This is a genomic window from Streptomyces sp. NPDC042346, assembly GCF_055581845.1.
On record NZ_JBVJEH010000004.1, the window covers coordinates 412,538 to 432,413 of the forward strand.

21 protein-coding genes are annotated in these 19,876 nt (G+C 70.7%); 10 read left to right on the forward strand and 11 right to left on the reverse strand.

All coding sequences use genetic code 11. From position 1 onward, the window contains the following. The first annotated feature begins 51 nt into the window (after positions 1-51). Together ACZ6K0_RS19860 and ACZ6K0_RS19865 are read left to right on the forward strand one after the other, a co-directional pair. Positions 52-1,530, forward strand: a complete 1,479-nt coding sequence (locus tag ACZ6K0_RS19860) for an APC family permease (protein ID WP_376397510.1) — start codon at positions 52-54, stop codon at positions 1,528-1,530. A gap of 53 nt (positions 1,531-1,583) precedes the next feature. Further along, a complete protein-coding gene (locus tag ACZ6K0_RS19865) occupies positions 1,584-2,573 on the forward strand; it encodes a hypothetical protein (RefSeq protein ID WP_376397513.1) in 990 nt (329 codons plus the stop codon). A gap of 31 nt (positions 2,574-2,604) precedes the next feature. Here ACZ6K0_RS19865 and ACZ6K0_RS19870 read toward each other — a convergent pair whose 3' ends face one another. Beyond that, entirely contained in the window at positions 2,605-4,659 is a 2,055-nt protein-coding gene (locus ACZ6K0_RS19870) for a PhoX family protein (RefSeq protein WP_469231491.1), read from the reverse strand. Positions 4,660-4,931: 272 nt separating this feature from the next. Here ACZ6K0_RS19870 and ACZ6K0_RS19875 point away from each other — a divergent pair, with 272 nt between their 5' ends. Further along, on the forward strand, positions 4,932-6,563 hold the full coding sequence (locus ACZ6K0_RS19875; protein WP_469231125.1) for a VWA domain-containing protein: 1,632 nt from the start codon (positions 4,932-4,934) through the stop codon (positions 6,561-6,563). On the opposite strand, the gene ACZ6K0_RS19880 is transcribed toward ACZ6K0_RS19875, so the two are convergent. Further along, the gene (locus ACZ6K0_RS19880) at positions 6,560-7,666 is read right to left on the reverse strand and encodes a sensor histidine kinase (protein WP_469231127.1); all 1,107 of its coding nucleotides are present in this window, start codon (positions 7,664-7,666) and stop codon (positions 6,560-6,562) included. The genes ACZ6K0_RS19875 and ACZ6K0_RS19880 overlap by 4 nt on opposite strands. After that, the gene (locus ACZ6K0_RS19885; protein ID WP_469231129.1) at positions 7,663-8,448 is read right to left on the reverse strand and encodes a response regulator transcription factor; all 786 of its coding nucleotides are present in this window, start codon (positions 8,446-8,448) and stop codon (positions 7,663-7,665) included. Before ACZ6K0_RS19885 ends, ACZ6K0_RS19880 begins: the two co-directional genes overlap by 4 nt. Before the next feature lie 112 nt (positions 8,449-8,560). Between ACZ6K0_RS19885 and metG the strand changes: the two genes are divergently transcribed. Further along, entirely contained in the window at positions 8,561-10,168 is a 1,608-nt protein-coding gene (gene metG / locus ACZ6K0_RS19890; RefSeq protein ID WP_469231131.1) for a methionine--tRNA ligase, read from the forward strand. A gap of 67 nt (positions 10,169-10,235) precedes the next feature. Here the strand turns inward: metG and ACZ6K0_RS19895 are convergent, their stop codons facing one another. Then, a complete protein-coding gene (locus ACZ6K0_RS19895; protein ID WP_469231133.1) occupies positions 10,236-10,589 on the reverse strand; it encodes a DoxX family protein in 354 nt (117 codons plus the stop codon). A 227-nt stretch (positions 10,590-10,816) separates the two neighbouring features. Between ACZ6K0_RS19895 and ACZ6K0_RS19900 the strand changes: the two genes are divergently transcribed. After that, positions 10,817-11,248 carry a VOC family protein gene (locus tag ACZ6K0_RS19900; protein ID WP_469231135.1) on the forward strand — a complete coding sequence of 144 codons (432 nt, stop codon included), beginning with the start codon at positions 10,817-10,819 and terminating at the stop codon, positions 11,246-11,248. Between the two features lie 85 nt (positions 11,249-11,333). Here ACZ6K0_RS19900 and ACZ6K0_RS19905 read toward each other — a convergent pair whose 3' ends face one another. Further along, complete coding sequence (locus tag ACZ6K0_RS19905; protein WP_469231137.1) at positions 11,334-11,846, reverse strand: hypothetical protein; 513 nt, start codon at positions 11,844-11,846, stop codon at positions 11,334-11,336. Between the two features lie 85 nt (positions 11,847-11,931). Between ACZ6K0_RS19905 and ACZ6K0_RS19910 the strand changes: the two genes are divergently transcribed. Together ACZ6K0_RS19910 and ACZ6K0_RS19915 are read left to right on the forward strand one after the other, a co-directional pair. Further along, on the forward strand, positions 11,932-12,297 hold the full coding sequence (locus ACZ6K0_RS19910) for a hypothetical protein (RefSeq protein WP_469231139.1): 366 nt from the start codon (positions 11,932-11,934) through the stop codon (positions 12,295-12,297). A gap of 75 nt (positions 12,298-12,372) precedes the next feature. Then, positions 12,373-12,960, forward strand: a complete 588-nt coding sequence (locus tag ACZ6K0_RS19915; protein ID WP_469231141.1) for a DinB family protein — start codon at positions 12,373-12,375, stop codon at positions 12,958-12,960. On the opposite strand, the gene ACZ6K0_RS19920 is transcribed toward ACZ6K0_RS19915, so the two are convergent. Both ACZ6K0_RS19920 and ACZ6K0_RS19925 read right to left on the reverse strand, forming a co-directional pair. After that, entirely contained in the window at positions 12,957-13,952 is a 996-nt protein-coding gene (locus tag ACZ6K0_RS19920; protein ID WP_469231143.1) for an intradiol ring-cleavage dioxygenase, read from the reverse strand. The two genes, ACZ6K0_RS19915 and ACZ6K0_RS19920, sit on opposite strands and share 4 nt — an antisense overlap. A gap of 109 nt (positions 13,953-14,061) precedes the next feature. Continuing rightward, on the reverse strand, positions 14,062-14,706 hold the full coding sequence (locus ACZ6K0_RS19925; protein ID WP_469231145.1) for a TetR/AcrR family transcriptional regulator: 645 nt from the start codon (positions 14,704-14,706) through the stop codon (positions 14,062-14,064). Between the two features lie 202 nt (positions 14,707-14,908). On the opposite strand from ACZ6K0_RS19925, the gene ACZ6K0_RS19930 reads away from it, so the two are divergent. Beyond that, positions 14,909-15,067 carry a hypothetical protein gene (locus ACZ6K0_RS19930; protein WP_469231147.1) on the forward strand — a complete coding sequence of 53 codons (159 nt, stop codon included), beginning with the start codon at positions 14,909-14,911 and terminating at the stop codon, positions 15,065-15,067. 144 nt (positions 15,068-15,211) lie between these two features. On the opposite strand, the gene ACZ6K0_RS19935 is transcribed toward ACZ6K0_RS19930, so the two are convergent. The 3 genes from ACZ6K0_RS19935 to ACZ6K0_RS19945 form a co-directional block, all read right to left on the reverse strand. Beyond that, positions 15,212-15,682: an RICIN domain-containing protein gene (locus tag ACZ6K0_RS19935; RefSeq protein WP_469231149.1), complete on the reverse strand. Its 471-nt coding sequence runs from the start codon at positions 15,680-15,682 to the stop codon at positions 15,212-15,214. 155 nt (positions 15,683-15,837) lie between these two features. Then, complete coding sequence (locus ACZ6K0_RS19940; RefSeq protein ID WP_469231151.1) at positions 15,838-16,101, reverse strand: DUF397 domain-containing protein; 264 nt, start codon at positions 16,099-16,101, stop codon at positions 15,838-15,840. Continuing rightward, positions 16,098-16,973, reverse strand: a complete 876-nt coding sequence (locus ACZ6K0_RS19945; protein WP_469231152.1) for a helix-turn-helix domain-containing protein — start codon at positions 16,971-16,973, stop codon at positions 16,098-16,100. Before ACZ6K0_RS19945 ends, ACZ6K0_RS19940 begins: the two co-directional genes overlap by 4 nt. A gap of 154 nt (positions 16,974-17,127) precedes the next feature. On the opposite strand from ACZ6K0_RS19945, the gene ACZ6K0_RS19950 reads away from it, so the two are divergent. Together ACZ6K0_RS19950 and ACZ6K0_RS19955 are read left to right on the forward strand one after the other, a co-directional pair. Next, entirely contained in the window at positions 17,128-17,559 is a 432-nt protein-coding gene (locus tag ACZ6K0_RS19950; protein ID WP_376397563.1) for an ATP-binding protein, read from the forward strand. Positions 17,560-17,886: 327 nt separating this feature from the next. Continuing rightward, entirely contained in the window at positions 17,887-18,759 is an 873-nt protein-coding gene (locus ACZ6K0_RS19955; RefSeq protein ID WP_469231155.1) for a helix-turn-helix domain-containing protein, read from the forward strand. Between the two features lie 116 nt (positions 18,760-18,875). On the opposite strand, the gene ACZ6K0_RS19960 is transcribed toward ACZ6K0_RS19955, so the two are convergent. Further along, a complete protein-coding gene (locus ACZ6K0_RS19960; RefSeq protein ID WP_376397569.1) occupies positions 18,876-19,787 on the reverse strand; it encodes a haloalkane dehalogenase in 912 nt (303 codons plus the stop codon). Positions 19,788-19,876: the final 89 nt, after the last annotated feature.

Below are 19,876 nucleotides of genomic sequence, written 5' to 3' on the forward strand. Positions count from 1 at the left end.
ACCCGCTCCACCACCGCACCACCTCACCCCCCGCGCCCCGAGGACTCCGCCATGCGCACCACCCACAGCAGAGGGCTCCAGCCCAATGTCCTCGGCACGTTCGACACGATCGTGATGGCCGTGGCCGGCAGCGCGCCCGCCTACTCGCTGGCCGCGACCACCGCCGTCCTCTTCGGCGCGGTCGGCTACGCCGGACCCGCCGCCCTGCTCTACTGCGCGATACCGATGCTCGGCATCGTCCTCGCCTACGCCCGCCTCGGCCGGATCGACGTCAACGCCGGCGCCGGCTACTCCTGGGTGGGCCGCACCCTCCACCCCTTCCTCGGCTTCCTCTCCGGCTGGGCGCTCGTCTTCGCCGCCACCGTCTTCATGGTGGCGGGCTCGCTCCCCGCCGGCTCCCTCACGCTCTCCCTGATCGACCCGGACCTCGCGGACGACACCCCGCTCGCGGCGGCCGTCGGCGCCGGCTGGTTCCTGATGATGCTGCTCGTCGTCCTCGGCGGCGCCCGCCTCACCGTGCGGGCCCAGCTCGTGATGTCCGGCGTCGAAATGATCATCCTCATCGGCTTCGTCCTCGCCGCCGTCCTGCACCGGGGACGGGCCACCGCCTTCGACTGGTCCTGGTTCGGCCTCGACCAGTTCCACGGCACCCAGGGCTTCGCCGCCGGCGCCCTCATCGCCGCGTTCTACTACTGGGGCTGGGACGTCACCAGCAACCTCAGCGAGGAGACCCGGAACAGCCGCCGTACGGCGGGACTGGCCGCGCTGGTCGGCGTCGGCTTCGTCTTCGTCCTCTTCGAGGCGTTCACCGTCGCCGTGAACGTCCTGCTGACCGCCGACGAGATCCGCACCGCGGGACCCAACGTCCTCGCCGTCCTCGGGCAGGAGATCTGGCCCGGCGTCGGCGGGAAACTCCTCGTCGTGGCCGTCGTCCTGTCGACCGTCGCCACCCTGGAGACCACCCTCCTCCAGGTCACCCGCTCGCTCTTCGCGATGGGCCGCGACCGGACCCTGCCCGCCGCGCTCGGCAGCGTGCACCGCCGCTGGAACACCCCGTGGGTCGCGATCGCCACCGTCGGCGGCGCCGCGCTCCTCATGTTCGTCGCCGCCGCGACCGCCGACTCCGTCCAGCGGATCCTCAGCGACGCCGTCGCCGCGATCGGACTCCAGATCGCGTTCTACTACGGCCTCGCGGGCATCGCCGCCGTCGTCGCGTACAAGTCGCTCCTGCTGCGCTCCGTACGGAACTTCGTCCTCGGCGGGCTGTGGCCGCTGCTCGGCTCCGGCTTCATGCTCTGGTGCTTCGTCGAGTCCCTCGGCGAACTCTCCACGACCGCCCTCACCATCGGCCTCGGCGGACTCCTCCTCGGCGTCGTCCCGCTGCTCGTGTACTGGCGCAAGGGCAGCGACTACTACCGTCCGGCCCGCCTGGACGCCGTCCGCGCGCTCGCCGCCACCGAGGACTCCGGCCCGGCCACACCGCACGCCCGCACCGGCGCCCACGACAAGAGCTACGCCACCGACTTCTGAGCCCGTACGAGTTGTCGCCACGACCCGCCGGCAGCCGAACCGAAGGAGGCCCCATGGCCGTACGCCGCCGCTCCGCGCGCACGGCGCGAGCGGAGCGCTTCGCGCCCGACTTCGACCCGGACTTCGGCGACCGCGCGCTCACCGAGGCACGCCACGACATCGTCATCGGCCGCTGGCAGGGGGTCCGCGACCTGCTCGCCGCCACCGGCGACGACTGGGCGCGCCGCACCCACCGGCTGCGGCTCCTCTCGCACGCCGCCGCCGGCAGCTCCACCGTCGAGACCTGGCGGGCGGCCGAGCCCGGCAACCCCGACGCCGCCGTGCTGCGGGCCGCGACCGAGGTCGTCCGGGTCTTCGACGCGGCCATCGCGGCCGGCCGGGGCGCCACCGTCGAACGGGGCCGGATCGACGCCGCCGTCGACGCCTGCCGGGGCGCGGCCGAGGCGGCCCCCGCCGACCCCATGCCGTGGGTGTCGCTGCTGTCGGTGGCCAGGCTGTACGAGGGCGGGGTCGCCCGCCGCGAACTGCGTCACTGGTTCGACGAGTTGCGGCGCCGCGACCCGTACAACACCGAGGGGCACATCCAGGTGCTGCGCTACTGGTCGGCGCGGTGGCACGGCACGCACGGCAGCATGTACGACTTCGCGCGCGACGCGGCGGGCGTGGCGCCGCCCGGCTCCCCGCTGCCGGTCCTGGTGCAGGTCGCCCGGGTCGAGGAGTACCGGTACATCGCGGACGGGGCGCTCGGCCGGGGTCCGGTCCGGGGCTTCGACCAGCACTGGAAGCACGAGCTGGCGGTGACGGAGCTGCGCCGCACGCACGCGCGCTGGATCGGGGGCAGGGACCCGGAGCGCCCGGTGGCGCCGGAGGAGGTCGGCGACCTCAACTTCCTGGCGCACGCGGCCTGTTACGCGGGCCAGGTGGAGATCGCCCGGGAGCTGCTCGGGATGCTCGGCGCGCGGGCGGCGTGGGTGCCGTGGGCGTACACGGGGGACCCGGAGGAGCAGTTCGTACGGTTCAGGGAGGGCCTGGGGGTGGAGTGAGACGCCCACTCCGCCCCCGGCCCGCCGCGGATCAGACGCCGATGTCGCGGCCGTCCGTGCGCCAGACGGAGACGACCGACGGGCGGACGATCTTGCCGGGTCCGTCGGGCCACTCCGACTTCGGGTTCTCGACCGAGGCGCCGTCGATCTCGCCCGGGTGCTGCACCGAGACCAGGACGCGGCGGTCCTGGATGAGCGGGCCGCAGGTCTCGGCGCCCTTCGGGACGGTCAGGAACTGCTTCAGCTCACCGCGCCGCTCGCCCTGCGTGGCGACGCCGAACAGGCCGTCGTGCGAGCCGAGCTGGTTGCCGTCGGTGGAGATCCACAGGTTGCCGTGCGGGTCGAAGGCGACGTTGTCCGGGCAGGAGATCGGGGAGACCTTCTCCTTGGGGAAGCCGGCGAAGTAGGTGGCCGGGTCGTTCGGGTCGCCGGCGACGAGGAAGAGACGCCAGGCGAAGCCGTCGGCGGCCGGGTCGTCCCAGTGCTCGGCGAGCTCCAGGATCTGCCCGTGCTTGTTGAGGTTGCGCGGGTTGGCCTCGTCGGCGGGGGCGTAACCCGTCTTGCCGCGGTTGGAGTTGTTGGTGAGCGCGATGTAGACGCGGCCGCTGCGCGGGGACGGCTCGACGTCCTCGGGGCGGTCCATCTTCGTCGCCCCGACCTTGTCACCGGCGAGACGGGTGAAGACGTACACCTCTTCGGCGGTCATGCCGGGGACGTGCGAGACGTCGCCGGTGGCGAGCGGGATCCACTGGCCGGAGCCGTCGAACTCGCCGTCGTTGGGCAGCTTGCCCGTGCCGTCGATCTCGGCGGCCGGGGAGTCGCCGGTCAGCTTGGCGACGTACAGCGTGCCCTCGTCGAGGAGCGTGAGGTTGTGCTCGCGGGCGCTGCGCGAGTTCCCCTTCTTCATCCGCTTGCTCGACACGAACTTGTAGAAGTAGTCGAAGCGCTCGTCGTCGCCCATGTAGACGACCGGGCGGCCGTCCTCGGTGAGACGGGGCTGCGCGGCCTCGTGCTTGAAGCGGCCGAGCGCGGTGCGCTTGCGGGGCGTGGAGTCCGGGTCGTACGGGTCGAGCTCGACGACCCAGCCCTGGCGGTGCACCTCGTTGGGCTCCTGGCGGAGGTCGAAGCGCTTGTCGAACCGCTCCCACTTGCGCTCGGAGGCGCCGGTCCCGACCCCGTACCGCTTGTCGGTCGGCGTCGATCCGTACGCGAAGTACTGGTTGAAGTTCTCCTCGCCGTGGAGGGTGGTGCCCCACGGGGTGGTGCCGCCGGCGCAGTTGTTGAGCGTGCCGAGGACGGTACGGCCCTCGGGGTCGGCGCTCGTCCTCACGAAGGCGCTGCCGGCGGCGGGGCCGGTCAGCTCGAACTCGCTGGTGGTGTGCAGCCGCCGGTTGAGGTGGTGGCGGGTCACGGGCGTCAGCTTGCCGGAGCGGTGCTCCTCTTGGACGACGACGACCGACAGGCCGTGCGCGGCCCAGGCGATCTCGACCTGCTCGCGGGTCGGGTTCTCGGCGTCGTACCCACGGAACATGAGGACTTCGTCGGTGTACTCGTGGTTGGCGACGAGGACCTGCCGGTGGTGCTCCCCGCGCAGCGGCAGCAGGGAGAGGAAGTCGTTGTTGTAGCCGAACTGGCCGGCCTGGGCCTTCGCGGTCTGCTTCTCGGAGTCGAAGGCGGGCGTGCCGCGGAGGATCGGCTCGCCCCAGCGGATGACCACGTTCTGTGCGTAGCCGGCGGGGACGGTGACCTGGTCGGCGGTGTTCGGCGCGACGGCGGTGAAGCGGAGGCCGCGGGCCCCGTCGGCCTTGCCGTCGCCGTGGCCCGGCTTCTGCGAGTGGGCGACGGCCTCGGGCGCACCGCCGAGGACGACGGCGCCGCCGACGGCGGAGGCGACGGTCACGACGGCCGCGGCGCGGAGGGCCGAACGGCGGGACAGCACACCGGCTATGACGTCGCCGACGTACGCGTTGTCGCTGGTGTTGGGCACCTCGTGGAAGCAGGCATCACCACACCGGAAGCGGCAGGTGAGAGCGGAACGGCCGCCTCCGTGGGGGTTCGTGCTCAGGAGCGGCAGCAGTTTGCGCACTTCGTCCTCCTCCGGCGCACACTGCGCCGACATGGTGTCGGGTCATCCTTCGGCCGCGACGCTATGTGCGCACATCTGCACAGGGGCGGCGCCGGAATGAACGCCGAATGAATGCACGGCAACCGGGGGCGACCGGGTCACGAAGGAGGGAGGGGGTGGCCGCTAACCTTACGTGTCCGCCCTGGCCAGGGATGAACGTCCCGAAACGCCCAGTACGGACATTCACACTGCACCCACTCATGCGAAAGGGTTCGCCCATGGGTATTCGGAGCATGCTGCGCAAGGTATTCGGCCGGGACCGCGAGGACTCCCCGGCGACCTCCGTCCCGCCCCAGACGCGTGAGGGCTCGTCCACGGACACGTCCGCTTCCACGTCCACGGACACCAAGGAAGCCGCGGCCCAGCGCGCGGCGGACGACCTGGTGGCGGCGTCGTTCGACAACCCGCAGGTGCCGAAGGCACGGAGCGGGGAGGCGACGGAGGCGACGGAGACGTCGGAGACGGAGACGCCGGTCGTCGAGGCGACGGAGACGGAGACGCCGGTCGTCGAGGCGACGGAGCCGGCGGTCGTCGAGGCGGTCGAGGTGACCGAGACGCCGGTCGTCGAGGCGCCGGAGGCGGAGGCCCCGGCCGCCACGGTCGAGGCTGCCGAACCGGCCGCCGCTGAGGTCGAGGCCGTCGAGGCCGAGGCCGAGGTCGTCGAGGCCGAGGTCGCGGTCGCGGTCGAGGCAGAGGTCACGGCCGACGTCGAGGCCGACCCGGCGGAGCCGGAGGCGGCGACCGCCGAGGAGCCCGCCGCCGAGGCGGAAGCGGTCGAGGCGGAGGCGGCGCCGGTCACGGAGGACGCTGCCGTGTCCGAAACCGCCCCGCAGGAGCGCGAGGTGGAGCCCGAGGCGGTCGCCACCGACGACGCTCCGGAGGAGCAGCCGGAGGCCCAGGGCGAGCCGGAGGCGGTCGTCGCGGCCGACGACGCGAGCCCGGTCGAGGTCGAGGCCGAGGTCGAGGTCGAAGCCGAAGCCGAGGCGGTCGTCGCCACCGACGCTCCGGAGGAGCAGGAGAGCGCGGCGGAGCCCGCGACCGAGACCCCGGCGGAGCCGGAGGCGGTCGCCGCCGACGACGACGCGAGCCCGGTCGAGGTCGAAGCCGAAGCCGAAGCCGAGGTCGTCACCGTCGCCGACGACGACTCGGACACCGTGTCCGCCACCGACCCGGACACCGACTCGGACACCGATTCCGCCGCCGTGTCCGCCTTCCCCCTCGCCAAGGTGAAGGCCGCCGCCCCGCACCTCGCCGACGCCTACAAGGCCGCCGGTGCCGTGCTCAAGAAGCAGGGGCTGACCGGGGCGCGGGCCGCCGTGTACCTCGTGGTGGACCGGTCCGGTTCGATGCGCGGGTACTTCAAGGACGGCTCCGTGCAGCGCCTCGCCGAGCAGACCGTCGCGCTCGCCGCGCACCTGGACGAGGACGCCACCGTCACGACCGTGTTCTTCTCCACGGACATCGACGGCACCGTCGACCTCGCGCCCGCCGACCTCACGCCCACCCGCGTCGAGGAGATCAACGGCACGCTCGGCCGCCTGGGCCGCACCAACTACCACCGCGCGGTGGAGGAGGTCCTCGCCCACCACGAAAAGGCCGACCCGACGCGGCCCGCCCTGGTCGTGTTCCAGACCGACGGCGCGCCCGAGTCGAAGACGGCCGCCACGCAGGCGCTGGCCGAGGCGGCGGGCCGTCCGCTGCACTGGCGGTTCGTGGCCTGGGGCGAGGCGGACAACAAGGCCTTCGACTTCCTCCGGAAGCTCGACGGCACGCCTCGTACCGCCGCGTACTTCCCCGGCGCGACCCCGGTCGAGACGGCGCACCCGGCGTTCTACCGCGGGCTGCTCGACGGCCTGGAGTTCTAGGAAGAGGAAGCAGGGGTGGCGGTGACCGGCAGGGTCACCGTCACCACAAGACCGCCGCCGCCCTCCGCGCGCCGCGCCACGGCCGTCACCGTGCCGCCGTGCGCCGCGGCGATCGACCGCACGATGGAGAGGCCGAGCCCGGCGCCGGGCCCCATGCGGTCGCGGCCCTCGCCGCGCCGGAAGGGTTCGAAGAGCCCGGCGACCTGGTCCGGGGGGACGACGGGCCCGGTGTTGACCACGGTCAGCACCCCGCCCTCGACGCGCACGTCGACCACACCCCGACCCGGCCCCGGCACGTTGTACGCGACCGCGTTCGCGACGAGGTTCCGGACGAGCTGCCCGAGCAGCACCCGGCTTCCCCGGACGACGCCACCGCCGCCCGCCACGTACGCGTCTTCGTACTCCTCCGCGACGACCTCCCCGAGCGGCACGTCCTCCCGTTCCGCGAGCCCCCGCTCGCTCCGCGCGAGGAGGAGCAGCCCGTCGATGAGGCGTTCGCTGCGGCGGTTGGTGTCGAGCAGGACCTGCCGTACCTCGCAGTCGTCGTCGAGCCCGACCTGGATCGCGGCGCGCTGGGTGGCGAGCGGGGTCCGCAGTTCGTGGGAGGCGTTGGCGATGAACCGGCGCTGGCTGTCGAAGGCGGTCTCCAGGCGTCCGAGGAGGGCGTCGATCGTGTCGCCGAGTTCCTTCAGCTCGTCGTCGGGGCCGCTCGCCGCGATCCGCTCGTGCAGGTTCCGCTCGGAGAGCCGCCGCGCGCGGGCGGTCATCTCGTGCACGGGCCGCAGGACCCGCCCGGCGGTCCACCAGCCGACGACGACGGCGCCGCAGGCCATGACGAGCAGGGCCATGCAGGACCACATGAGCATCTGCTGGCCGGCGGCGTCTCTGATGTCGTCGCCGAGCCGGTACGCCTCCACGACGGCGGCGTCGTCGGCCCGCGCGACGATCGCGTCCGCTTCCCCGTCCGTCCCGGCCCGGACCAGCAGGTTCACCACGAGGAGCAGCACCGCGCCGAGGACGAGGAAGACGCCCCCGTACACGAGCGCGATCCGGGTCCGGATGGTGGAGCCGGACCCCAGCAGGGACTCGCTCGCAGAGCTCACAGCAGGTACCCCACGCCCTGCACGGTCCGGATGAGTCCGGGCTCCCCGAGCTTGGCGCGCAGCTTGCTCATGCAGACGCGTACGGCTCCGGTGAAGGGGTCGGTGTGGGCGTCCCAGGCGCGTTCGAGGAGCTCCTCGGCGGAGACGGCGGCGCCGTCCGCCTCCAGGAGGACCTGGAGGACGGAGAACTCCTTCGGGGAGAGGTCGAGGTCCCGTCCGTCGCGGGTGGCGGTCCGCCGGACGGTGTCGACGCACAGCCCGTCCCGTTCCAGGAGGGGCGGGAGCGGGGGGCGGGCGGAGCGGCGGCGCAGGGCGCGGACGCGGGAGACGAGCTCGGGGAACTCGAAGGGCTTGCCGAGGTAGTCGTCGGCGCCGAGGTCGAGGCCTTCGACGCGGTCCTCGACGGCGGTGGCGGCGGTCAGCATGAGGATCCGGGTGGGGGAGCCGGCGGCGACGAGCCGCCGGGCGACGTCGTCGCCGTGGACGCGGGGCAGGTCGCGGTCGAGGACGAGGACGTCGTACGGACTCGGCGCGAACGGGCCGTACGCGAACGGGCCCGGCGCGAACCGGCCCGGCCCAAGCGGGCCGGATGCGAGCGGCCCCGGCGCGAGCCGACCGCCGGCGGCCTCGTACGCGGACACGGACGCGGACGCGGCCAGGCCCAGCCGCTCCAGGGCGTCGTCCCCGCCGTGGACGGTGTCGACGGCGAAGCCGGCCCGCCGCAGGCCGACGGCGACGAGCTCCGCGAGGACGCGCTCGTCCTCGGCCACCAGTACACGCATGGGCCCATCCTCCCCGCCCGAATGTTTCGCGGACCTCTCCCCCTGGTCCCGTCCCTCCACCCCGGGCTTATCGATGTGAGTGGATCTTCGTGCGACCGTTAGGATTTCGACCATGGCGGCCACTGGATCCGAGAAGCAGGGGGCGAAGGCGTTCTACGTCACGACCCCCATTTACTACGTCAACGACGCTCCTCACCTGGGCCACGCCTATACGACCGTCGCAGGCGACGTGCTCACGCGCTGGCACCGTCAGCGCGGCGAGAAGGTGTGGTACCTCACCGGCACGGACGAGCACGGTCAGAAGATCATGCGCACGGCCGAGGCGAACAACGTCACGCCCCAGGCCTGGTGCGACAAGCTCGTCGAGGAGGCCTGGAAGCCCCTCTGGGAGCACCTGAACATCGCGAACGACGACTTCATCCGCACCACGCAGAAGCGTCACACCGATCGCGTCCAGGAGTTCGTGCAGGACCTGTACGACAAGGACGAGATCTACAAGGGCGGGTACGAAGGCCCGTACTGCGTGGGGTGTGAGGAGTACAAGCTCCCCGGCGACCTCATCGAGGCCGAGGACGGCACCAAGCTGTGCCCGATCCACAAGAAGCCGGTGGAGATCCTCAAGGAGGAGAACTACTTCTTCAAGCTGAGCGAGTACGGCCCGAAGCTGCTGGAGTTCTACGAGGCGAACCCGGGCTTCATCCAGCCGGAGTCGGCCCGCAACGAGGTCGTGAACTTCGTCAAGCAGGGCCTGCAGGACCTCTCCATCTCGCGTTCGACGTTCGACTGGGGCATCCCGATCCCGTGGGACGACAAGCACGTCATCTACGTGTGGGTCGACGCGCTCCTGAACTACGCCACGGCCGTCGGCTACAACGAGAACCCGGCGAAGTTCGAGGAGACCTTCCCGGCGAACGTGCACCTCGTCGGCAAGGACATCCTGCGGTTCCACGCGGTGATCTGGCCGGCGATGCTGATGGCGCAGGGCCTGCCGGTCCCCGGCCGGGTCGCGGCCAACGGCTGGCTGATGGTCGGCGGCGAGAAGATGTCGAAGTCGAACCTGACGGGCATCAAGCCGCAGGACCTGACCTCGCACTTCGGCGTGGACGCGTACCGCTGGTACTTCCTGCGCGCCATCGCCTTCGGCAGCGACGGCTCGTTCTCGTGGGAGGACTTCTCCGCCCGCTACACGTCCGAGCTGGCGAACGACTACGGCAACCTCGCCTCGCGCGTGGCGGCGATGGTCGGCAAGTACTTCGGCGGCGCGCTGCCGGCCTCGACGGCCGACGGTGACGCGGAGAAGGCGATCCACGAGGGTCTCGCCAAGGCCGTCGCGACGGCCGACGCCAAGATCGGCGAGGAGCTGGACTTCCAGGGCGGCATCCTGGCGATCTTCGACTTCGTGAAGCAGGTCAACGGCTACATCACGGAGCAGGAGCCGTGGAAGGTGGCCAAGGACGAGTCCGAGGAGGGCCAGGCCCGCCTCGCGACCATCCTCTACACGGCCGCCGAGTCGCTCCGCGCGGTCGCGGTCCTGCTCAACTCGATCATGCCGGAGACCTCGCAGGCGCTGTGGGACTCGCTGGGCGCCGAGGCGTCCCTGGGCGCCCTGGCCGCGCAGCCGGTCCAGGACGCGGCCACGTGGGGGCAGCTCCCGGCGGGCGCGACGGTGACGAAGGGCGCGGTGCTCTTCCCGCGCCTGGAGGAGCCGAAGAAGGACTGACGTCCCCTGTCGTACGGCGAAGGCCGCCACCCCTGTCTCACAGGGCTGGCGGCCTTTTCCGCGTGGGTCACCAGGTCAGAGCGAGGGCGGCGACGGCGGGGGCCATGTAGACCAGCGGGAAGGGCACGTGGCCGTACGAGCGGGCCCGGACGATGGTGATGACGGCGCCGGCGAAGTACAGGATCAGCCCGATCGCGGCGAGGGTCCCGATCACGGGCACGTAGAACCCGACGACGAGCCCGGCGGCCCCGGCGGCCTTGGCGGCCCCCAGCCAGTTCCACCACGACTGCGGAACGCCGTACTGGGCGAGGGGCTCGACGACGAACGCGGCCCTGAAGAAGATCGCTGCGGCGGAGAACCCGGCCATGAACGCGGCGACGGCGGTGACGACGACTGCGGTGGTGGACATCTCGGTGAACATCGCGACGGCTCCTTCAGCCTCTCCCGTATCCGCCTCGACCGAGCCGGACACTGCACTGACGGAGCGGCGCCGGGAAGTGTGACGGCCCGCGCGAAAAACGCTCGCGCCGGGTGGGACCGTGGAGGAGATCACCGGGCTCGCGGGGCGGATGGCAGGGGCCGTCCTCCCGGCAACGTGTGGTTCCACCCGCCCGGGGAGATGAGCAGGGCCCCTGTTATCGTGCGCCGATGTCAACGATCAAGCAGTTCCAAGTGACCTTCGACTGCGCGGAACCTGCGCGCCTCGCCGCCTTCTGGTGCGAGGTGCTGGGGTACGTCGTACCGGCAGTCCCGGAGGGCTTTGCCACGTGGGAGGAGTACCACGGCTCGCTGCCGCCTGAGGACGAGGTCTACTTCGCGTGCGCCGATCCCTCGGGTGTGGGCCCGCGCGTGCTCTTCCAGCGGGTTCCCGAAGGCAAGGTCGTCAAGAACCGGGTGCATCTCGATGTGCGGGTCGGCACGGGGCTCGTGGGTGACGAGCGCCTGGCCACACTTGAGGCCGAATGCGCACGGCTGATGGCGCTCGGCGCGAACCACGTGCTGACGCAGCGCGCCGATGACGACAACGAGTCGTGCATCACGATGCAGGACATCGAGGGCAACGAGTTCTGCCTCGCCTGATTCTCCTCCGAGACTGCGAGGGGGAGCCGTCTCCCGGGGACCTCTCAGGTCTCGTGTGCGACCGTTGCGGTGGGGACGGGCTCCGCTAGGCCTTTTCCTTCGGCGGGTCGGATCCGAAAGAACCGCTCTTGGCCTCAGGGTCGGCTGAAGTGCGCCGGTAGTGACACTCGTAGGGATAGGGGTCTCCGCCGTCCGCGTAGACGGTTCCGTCTACCCGCAGCTCTCCATGCTCCAGATAGAAGTGCAGAAACTGGACGTCGTGGTGATGGTTGAACCGCAGTACCAGATAGGGCGACAGGCCGGGGTCTTTGTTGACCCCGTGCCATTTCCCGTCGGACGAACGGCGTGTCACCTGCGAGTCCGGCACGGGCCCGTCCCATTGGACGGGAAAGTCCTTGCTGACGAAGGTGTAATCGTCACGGAGCCGCAGCATCGGCGATCCGCATTGCTGCTCTCCGTCCCATCGGCCGACCAATTGGGAATGAGTGACGGCCTTGGGGGTGACGACGGGGTCGCCCGCCCCGCACGAGGACGGGCCGAGCGCCGTCACGGTGACAGCCGCAAGGCTTGTACCGATGCGAAGTATGTCGGATTTCACGCTATCTGCTTCCGGCCGCATTCTGGGTGGCGCCCAGTATGCCGTTCCTGTGGAACCGCCGAATCGGCCTCGACGTCGAAAGGCCATGACGAAGAGAGCAGGACGGGCCATCTCCACCCTCGCGCTTGTCGCCGGGGTGCTCACGGGCTGCGCCATGGCCGACGAGGACGCAGAGGTCGTCCGGGCGACACCGTCCGGCCGGACGATTCCCTTCGAGCTCTATACGCATTGCGGAATCGACGAGGCCCGCATCGACTCGACCTACTTCGAAGCGGAGACCCCCCTCTCCGACGGCTCGGGAAACCCGCCCGACGGGTGGGACAACCCCACCCAGCGCGGCACCATGACCTTGAAGTCCGAGACGGAGGCCGTCTTCACCGACGATTCCGGCCATGAGGTGAAGTTCCGCGCCCGGCCGGGTGCGAGTGAGTTCAAGCGCATCTGCGCTTAGAGGTCGTCTCACGTGGAACGTGGACCACGTACGCGATCTTGAGGTCACGAGCAGCCCGTGGCAGGCTCATGCCGCATGATCGATGAATTCGCGAAGGACAACCTGCACGGGAGACTGCGGCGCGACCGCACGGCGCTGCTCTGGAAACTCGACGGCTTGTCCGAATACGACGCCCGTCGACCTCTGACGGCGACCGGGACCAACCTCCTCGGCCTGGTCAAGCACGTGGCCAACGTCGAGGCCAGGTACTTCGGCGAGGTCTTCCACCGCCCCTCCCCGGAACCGCTGCCCCGGTGGCAGGACTCCGACGGCAGCGACCTGTGGGCCACCGAGGACGAGACCCGCGACCAGATCTTCGGGTTCTACCGGCGCACGTGGGAACACTCGGACGCGACGATCAGCGCGCTTCCCCTCGACGCCCCCGGCCACGTGCCGTGGTGGCCGGAGCCTCATGCGGACACGAACCTGTTCGCCATCCTGGTCCATGTCCTCGGCGAGTCCGTCCGGCATGCAGGGCACGCTGACATCCTGCGCGAGGGCCTCGACGGCCGGACCGGGTTGCGCCCCGAACACGAGCAGCAGATCGACGAGGAAGCCCGTGCGGCCCACTGCGCGAAGATCGAGCAGGCCGCCAGGTCCGCCGCACCGATCAAGGCCTCTTAGTCCTCCGTCTCCGCATCGGCCCCCGTGTGGGTCTCGTCCGGGTCGACGCCCATCGTCAGCGTGGCGACGACGCCCTTCGCGATCTTCCCCTTGGGGTACTTGAGGGTGAGCAGGCCTCCCTCGGCGCCGTTGCCGGGGTAGATGGTGTCGGAGTCGAGGGTCGTCCGCTCGGTGGTGCTCGTGGAGTACGGGGCGACCTCGGCGGAGTCCAGAACGGCGGCCTCCGCGAAGAAGAGCTGGCCCGTGTGGCAGGTGTGCCCGCCCTCGTACCCGGTCGCCGTCATCTTCCCGCCGACGTGCACCTTGGTGTGGACGTGCACGCAACGCCCCCGGTACCAGCCGGGGAAGACCGTCCGGAACTCCACGTACCCGTGCTTGTCGGTGAGCTGGGTGCCGCGCAGGTACCGCTTGTCGTCGGTCGGTTCCTCGTGTCCGCCGCCGCCACCGCCATCGCCCGGGCCACCGGTCGGGGGCGTACCGGTGGGAGCGTCCGTGGGAGGGGTCCCGGTGGGAGGGGTCCCGGTGGGAGGGGTCCCGGTGGGAGGAGCACCCGTCGGGGGCGTACCGCCTCCAGGAGCCCCACCCCCACCACCCGTGCTCAGGCTCTCGTACCCGGAGTAGATGCCGAGCGCGTCGCAGTGCCAGATGTCGACGGCGGCGCCCCGCAGCGGCTTGCAGGTGTCGGAGTCGATCACCTTGAGGCGGACGGTCATCGGGATGCCCTCCCGGTCCTCCGTGATGTCCTTCCGGATCTTGTCCGCGTCGATGTAGTACGGCCCTTCGGTCGTCTCCGACGTCAGCCGGTAACAGGCCTCGCCGGCCGTCGGCTTCGTGGCCGTCGGCTTGGCGGCCGGCTTCTTCCCGGCAGCTCCGTCCGCCGAAGCGGTGGAGACGATCCCGGCACCGATCCCCGCCGCGACCACGGCCCCACCACCCGCGACGAGTACCCGCCGCCGGGTCATGTCCCGCCTGTGCTTCTGGTTTTCGCTCATGGGCGAGGACCCTAGGAACCACGCCTGTCAGGAACGTGGGAGCGGGCTGTGGGTTCCTGTGCACGTCAGGCCTTTGCACGTCAGGCCTTCGTTCACCAGGGCGCTGCGGTCAGTGCTCCGTGTCCGGAGTCCCCATGGGCAGTGACAGATCGCCCAGATGCGTGAGCAGCACGTCGACACATGCCTGTGCGGACAGGATCTCGGGGTGCAGGACGGCGTTGAGGCCGAGTCCGTCCAGGAGCGCCGTCAGCCGCTCGGTCTCAATGTCGAGGTCGAGGCCGGGGCGCAGGGTTCCTGACGTGTCGAGCCGGGCGAGCACGCGGCGCATCAGCGTTCTCGTGCCTTCGGCGGCCTGGCGGGACAGGTCGCCGAAGGCCGGGTTGGTGCGGGCGGCGGCGTTGAAGTCCAGGAAGACGGCGACTTCGGCACGGCGGTGCTCGTCGAGCGGCAGAAGCTCGGCCAGAAGCCCGGCTGCGAGCTCGATCTGTTCGGCGCGGGGGCGGCTGCCCAGGTCTCCGATCCGCTCGACGTGTTCGAGCAGCCGACCGCCGACCCGGTCGAGCATCGACTGCATCGCGAACCGCATCGGGTCCTGCTGACTGGCGAAGTAGTGGCGCAGGGAGCCGATGTTGAGCTCGGCCTCGTCGGCGACGGCTCGCAGTGAGGTGCGCTGCAGGCCGTCTCGGACGACGACTCGGAACAACGCGTCGACGACGAGGCGGCGGCGAGCGTCCGGGTCTACGTACTTGGGCATGGCTCCGCCTGATCGCGGGCGGCCTCGTGGTGCTGGCACTAGTGGTCTTCGCCATCGCCCTGACCCTCAAGCGCAAGGGCAGGCTCGACGAAGTGCGCCGCTACGCGGACCCCGTGGTGAGGGTCGGACTGCGTGCCGCCGCCCGACGGTTCGAGGACAGGCAGAGCGGTACGTCCCGATCGCGGCGACAGGGTGGCCGGCGATGACCGGCCTCGCGGCACAGTCGCCCGACCTCCTGCACCACCTGCTGCTGGACCGCGCGATCAAGGTCGCCGTCGTGGTCGCGGCCCTGGGCATCCTGACGCTCGGGATGACGGTGCTCTGGCGGAGGGCCGGGCGCGCAAAGGAGGGTCTCGACTGAGCTGATGACACCTCCTCATGCGGTCCTGACCGCTGCGACACCATCGGAGTCGACGATCGTACGGACGGACGGGCAGACGGGAAGACGGACGGGGCGGTGGGGAGAGGCATCCGCCTTTCCCCACCGCCCCTTTGGCCTCTTCGGTCAGCTCACCCACTGCTGGCTGGCGCCGCTGTGGCAGTCCCACTGACGGACCGGGGCGCCCGCGTCAGTGCGCCAGTCCGCCACCTCCAGGCACTTCCCGCTGGCCGTGTTGTGGTAGACGGAATTCTGCGGGCCGGACAGGAACCAGCGCTGGTTGTTGCCGGCGTTGCAATCCCACTGGACGACGGCGGCGCCGTTGGCACCGGACCCACCCGGAACGTCGACACACAGCCCGGTGGCCTTGTTGCGCAGCACGGGGATGTTGTTGATGTAGTAGAAGGTGAACTTCTGGTTGTCCCCGCCGTTGCAGGGCCACTGGACGAGCTGAGTACCCCACACACCCGTGCCGCCAGGCACGTCCAGGCACATGCCGCTGCCCTGGTTCCTCATCTCGAAGGGGGCGGTCTCATACGCCGACGCCGGGGTGAGCGGGGTCAGAACGGTGATCCCCACGGCGGCGAGCAGTGCCATGAGGGGTCGGTAGAGGGACCTTCGGGCTATGCGCATGACTGCCTTCCTGCAATGCGGTATCCGGTCGAGATGACGGGATGACTCAGACCGCCGGCGGCAGGCTACTGAAGGTGATCAACTCGCCATGCACCATTTCAATATCTGGGCGTGGCGGCTCAGTTGGACGCGTACGTGACGAACCCCGCCCAGGCGGTGGGCGTCAGCGCGAGCTGGGGACCACCGAGGTTCTTGGAGTCGCGGACGTGGACGGTGGCGGGGGTGGCGGCGACTTCGACGCAGGACTCACCGTCGGTGCCACCGCTGTAGCTGCTCTTGCGCCAGGCGACCTCGATGCAGGAGTCGCCCTCGCTGCCGCTGCTGTAACTGCTCTTGAACCACGCCAGTTCGGAGGCGTCCCCGGCCGAGGTGTTGCTGATCATGTCTCTCCCAGCAGTTGCTCAATGAGGGCGGTCGACTCATGCGGAGCGAGGGCCTGAGCCCGGATGATGCCATACCGCAACTCCAGGATATGGAGCTGTTTCCGCTCGGTCACGGGTCGCCCGTTGGCCACAACCGGAGAGCGCCCCACCACCGATCCGTCATCGAACTTCAGCACCTCGATGCCACCGTCCACACCGGCATGCTCCTCGCGGTCCATCGGCATCACCTGAAGTTCGACGTTCCGCAACCGTCCTACCTCCAGCAGACGCTCCAGTTGGGGGCGTCGCAGACTCCGCCCGCCCAGCGGGCGACGAAGCGTCCACTCCTCCAGGACGAAGCTGAGCTCAGGGGCGGGATCCCGCTGGAAGATGCTCTGCCGGGCCACACGACCGGCCACCATCCGCTCCACGTCGTCCTGCGTGTACGCCGGGCGTCGCATCAACAGCAGCCCGCGCGCGTACTCCGGCGTCTGCAAGAGGCCGTGGATGTTGAGCGGGTCGTAGAGCTGGATCTCAACCGCCCGCTCCTCCATCTTCGCCAGGGCCCGCACCTTCTTCGGGTACCGGACCTTCGCGACGTCCTCCTTCATCGCCGAGATCAGCCCACCCGCCCCCAACACCTCGTCCGCCTTGTCCAGGAACTCGGGTCGCGGGATCCGCTTCCCGCTCTCGATCTTGTAGATGAGGTCCTCGCCGTAGCCGGTGGCCGCCCCGAGCTCGGCGGCCCGCATCCCCACGGCCTCCCGCCGCAGCCTCAACTGCCGTCCCACGGTGGCGACTACGGCCACGCCCCAGTCGTCGTCCGGGTCGACCTCCCACCCTGGTTCGTCCGCTTCGGTCTTGAGCCGCTGCGCCCCACCGTCCACCGACATACCGCACCCTTCCCTCGCCCCTTCATGGCGCGATGCCCCTACCCCTGAGGAAGGTCCGGACAGCCTGGACAGCAGTGGACAAGCTCCGGACAGTGACTCTACGCATCGGCGCCGTCACTGTTCACGGTAGCCGGGGGCGGCCACGCTCGGTGACGTGAATCAGCAGAACACCACCCAAGTCCCTTCACCCACACGCCACTTCAGCGTGCTCCTGTCACCCACGCCGCGCGGGGCCCGGCTCGCACGCCTGCTCGCCGTCGAGTGGATGCGGGATCACGAGGTGCCGTACGGCGTGACGGAGACCGCCACGCAGGTCGTCGCCGAGCTCGCCACGAACGCCGCCACGCACGGCCGGGTGGCCGGCCGAAGCTTCCGGCTCGCGCTCCTCGGCCACGAAGGCGTCCTGCGCATCGAGGTGACGGACACCCGGGCCGAGGACCTCCCCCGCCTCCAACCACCCTGCCCCGAGGGCGACTCCGGACGCGGGCTGGTTCTCGTCGAGGCGCTCGCCGACCGGTGGGGCGTCGGGCTCGGTCCCGTACCCCGGAAGACCGTATGGGCCGAACTCGACCTGCCACGCCCCTGACCTGCGAAGAAGGAAGGGTCACCGAACTCCAGGAATGCGGGGTTCGGTGCGGCGGACGGTCTCCTCAAACACGACAAGAGAGAGAAAGGAACCGAGCCAAGCCCCACCCCTCCGCCCCGCGCAGGCCGGACTCACTCGCTCGGGTGAAAAACACCAAGTCGACTGGCTTTGAGCCGGGTTGCTTGATCTACGCTCAGCGCGACACACCACGTCACCGCATCACACGTCACCGCATCGCCACATCACCGCTGACATGCGTCGGCCCCCGCCGGGACTGCGAATCCCAATGCGAGGGCCTGACCATCAAGGAAGTTAGGCCCTTCCCGAATGGATAGCCAGAACACTAGCGTGCACCTGCGCGCCAAGTCCCGTAACGACGGGAAAAACCACCCTTCCCGGGGCGCCCGTGGGGGCACTCGCTACGGCGGCGTCATCCACGACAACACCCGCCACACCACCCGCTTCACGGTGGTCGGCAACCACCTCGCCCAGCACGACGCCCTGTCGCTGACGGCCATCGGCCTGGCCCTTCACATCCAGTCGCTCCCGAACGGCGCCCAGGTGGACATCGGCAGCCTCGCCGCACGCTTCCCCGAGGGAAAGACGCGGATCGCCGCAGCCCTGCGCGAACTGGAGGCCCACGGCTACCTGCGGCGCACCCGTGTACGGACCGACGAGGGCCACATCGTCACGCGTACGGTCTCCTGCAACCAGCCCGGCCGGACGGGCGCCGGGGACGAGCCCACCGAGCCGAATCCCCCGCCCCGGCCCCGGCGGGCCGCCGAGAAACCGCAGCGCCGCCGCGCCCTGCCGTCCGTACCGCAGCCCGCGTACCCCGCCCCGGACCTCCTCCAGACCGCCCTCGGAGTCCTCTCCGGCCTCCGCCGCACCGACCCGCGGCTCCTGATCTCCGCCACGGACGCCGAACACCTCGTCCCGGGTGTCGCCGCCTGGCTGGAGCGCGACCTCACCCCCGAAGCCGTCCACCGAGCCCTGACCACGGGCCTCCCGCAGGAACCCCTGCACCGCCCGGCCGCGCTCCTGGCCCACCGCCTCACCGCCCAGCTCCCACCCCTGCCACCCTTCCGATCCGCCCCCGAGAACCCGTCCGCCCGGCACCCCCTCCAGAACTGCGACACCTGCGACCGCGCCTACCGAGCCCCCGAACCGGGGAGCTGCCGCGTCTGCGCGTCCGGCTGAACGCCTCACGGACCAACCGCCTTTCGTTACACGGGCCTCGGCCGCCTCGTCGGCCTCGCGGCTGACGCTCGGCGCTCGGCGCTCGGCGCTCGGCACTCGGCACTCGGCGAGGACACCTACCGGCGCGTCAGCCCGTGGCGGTCGGCCCAGTCGTTGATCGCCGCGGCCAGTTCCTCGGGGCGGTCCTCCGGGGAGTGGTGGCCGGCGACCCCGTGGCGGGAGATCTCCAGGCCGGCGATGTTCTCCTCGCACCAGGCCACCGTGCCCTCGTCGGTCATCGCACCCGGTCCCGGCTCGAACGCGGCGAGCAGCTTGGGGGTTTCGGGGCTGGCGGCCAGCCAGGCGTCGTAGCGCTCGACGCGTGCCACGACGTCGGCCGGCTCGTCGTCCAGCGGCATCATGCGCGTCCACGCCAGTACCGGACGGCGGCTCTGTGGGGTCGGGAACGGGCGGCGGTAGACGTCCAGGTCGGCGGGGTCGAGCGGGGTGGCGAGCGTGCCCGGGAGCCCCTCGATGAACAGCGACTTCTCCAGGATCATCTCCTCGCCGACCCCGGGGGTGCGCAGGAGGGTGAACAGCTCCCGCCCGGCTGCCGGGAATTCGTCGCCGACGAGCGGCTTGATGATCGTCTCGGTGAAGGCGAGGCCACGGACGCGGCCCGGGAGGCGGGCGGCACGGTCGAACGCGAGGGCGCCGCCCCAGTCGTGGCCGACGAGGACGGCCTCGTCGAGCCCGAGGGCGTCGAACCAGGCGTCGAGGTAGCGGGCGTGGTCGTCGAAGGAGTAGGCGAGGTCGGGCTTCCCGGAGTCGCCCATGCCGATGAGGTCGGGGGCGAGAAGGCGGCGACCGGGCGCGGCCACACCCGGCAGGACGTTGCGCCAGAGGTGGGAGGAGGTGGGATTGCCGTGGAGGAAGACGAACGGCAGTCCGTCAGGGTCGCCGGACTCGCGGTAGTGGAGGGTGGAGTCGAGGACGGGGATGGTGGGCATGGCGGTGTCACTTCGCTTTCGGGGATGCGGGAAATTCAACGGAGGCGGGGGAATTCGTGTCGGAGACTCGTACCGGGGACTCGTACCGGGGGCTCGTACCGGGGACTCGTACCGGGGACTCGTACCGG

Bases quoted from the DNA above. Each gene is read 5' to 3' on its own strand.
- ACZ6K0_RS19860 (WP_376397510.1), top strand. From the start codon at position 52: ATGCGCACCACCCACAGCAGAGGGCTCCAGCCCAATGTCCTCGGCACG.
- ACZ6K0_RS19865 (WP_376397513.1), top strand. From the start codon at position 1,584: ATGGCCGTACGCCGCCGCTCCGCGCGCACGGCGCGAGCGGAGCGCTTC.
- ACZ6K0_RS19875 (WP_469231125.1), top strand. From the start codon at position 4,932: ATGCTGCGCAAGGTATTCGGCCGGGACCGCGAGGACTCCCCGGCGACC.
- ACZ6K0_RS19885 (WP_469231129.1), bottom strand. From the start codon at position 8,448: ATGCGTGTACTGGTGGCCGAGGACGAGCGCGTCCTCGCGGAGCTCGTC.
- metG (WP_469231131.1), top strand. From the start codon at position 8,561: ATGGCGGCCACTGGATCCGAGAAGCAGGGGGCGAAGGCGTTCTACGTC.
- ACZ6K0_RS19895 (WP_469231133.1), bottom strand. From the start codon at position 10,589: ATGTTCACCGAGATGTCCACCACCGCAGTCGTCGTCACCGCCGTCGCC.
- ACZ6K0_RS19900 (WP_469231135.1), top strand. From the start codon at position 10,817: ATGTCAACGATCAAGCAGTTCCAAGTGACCTTCGACTGCGCGGAACCT.
- ACZ6K0_RS19910 (WP_469231139.1), top strand. From the start codon at position 11,932: ATGACGAAGAGAGCAGGACGGGCCATCTCCACCCTCGCGCTTGTCGCC.
- ACZ6K0_RS19915 (WP_469231141.1), top strand. From the start codon at position 12,373: ATGATCGATGAATTCGCGAAGGACAACCTGCACGGGAGACTGCGGCGC.
- ACZ6K0_RS19920 (WP_469231143.1), bottom strand. From the start codon at position 13,952: ATGAGCGAAAACCAGAAGCACAGGCGGGACATGACCCGGCGGCGGGTA.
- ACZ6K0_RS19925 (WP_469231145.1), bottom strand. From the start codon at position 14,706: ATGCCCAAGTACGTAGACCCGGACGCTCGCCGCCGCCTCGTCGTCGAC.
- ACZ6K0_RS19930 (WP_469231147.1), top strand. From the start codon at position 14,909: ATGACCGGCCTCGCGGCACAGTCGCCCGACCTCCTGCACCACCTGCTG.
- ACZ6K0_RS19935 (WP_469231149.1), bottom strand. From the start codon at position 15,682: ATGGCACTGCTCGCCGCCGTGGGGATCACCGTTCTGACCCCGCTCACC.
- ACZ6K0_RS19940 (WP_469231151.1), bottom strand. From the start codon at position 16,101: ATGATCAGCAACACCTCGGCCGGGGACGCCTCCGAACTGGCGTGGTTC.
- ACZ6K0_RS19945 (WP_469231152.1), bottom strand. From the start codon at position 16,973: ATGTCGGTGGACGGTGGGGCGCAGCGGCTCAAGACCGAAGCGGACGAA.
- ACZ6K0_RS19955 (WP_469231155.1), top strand. From the start codon at position 17,887: ATGGATAGCCAGAACACTAGCGTGCACCTGCGCGCCAAGTCCCGTAAC.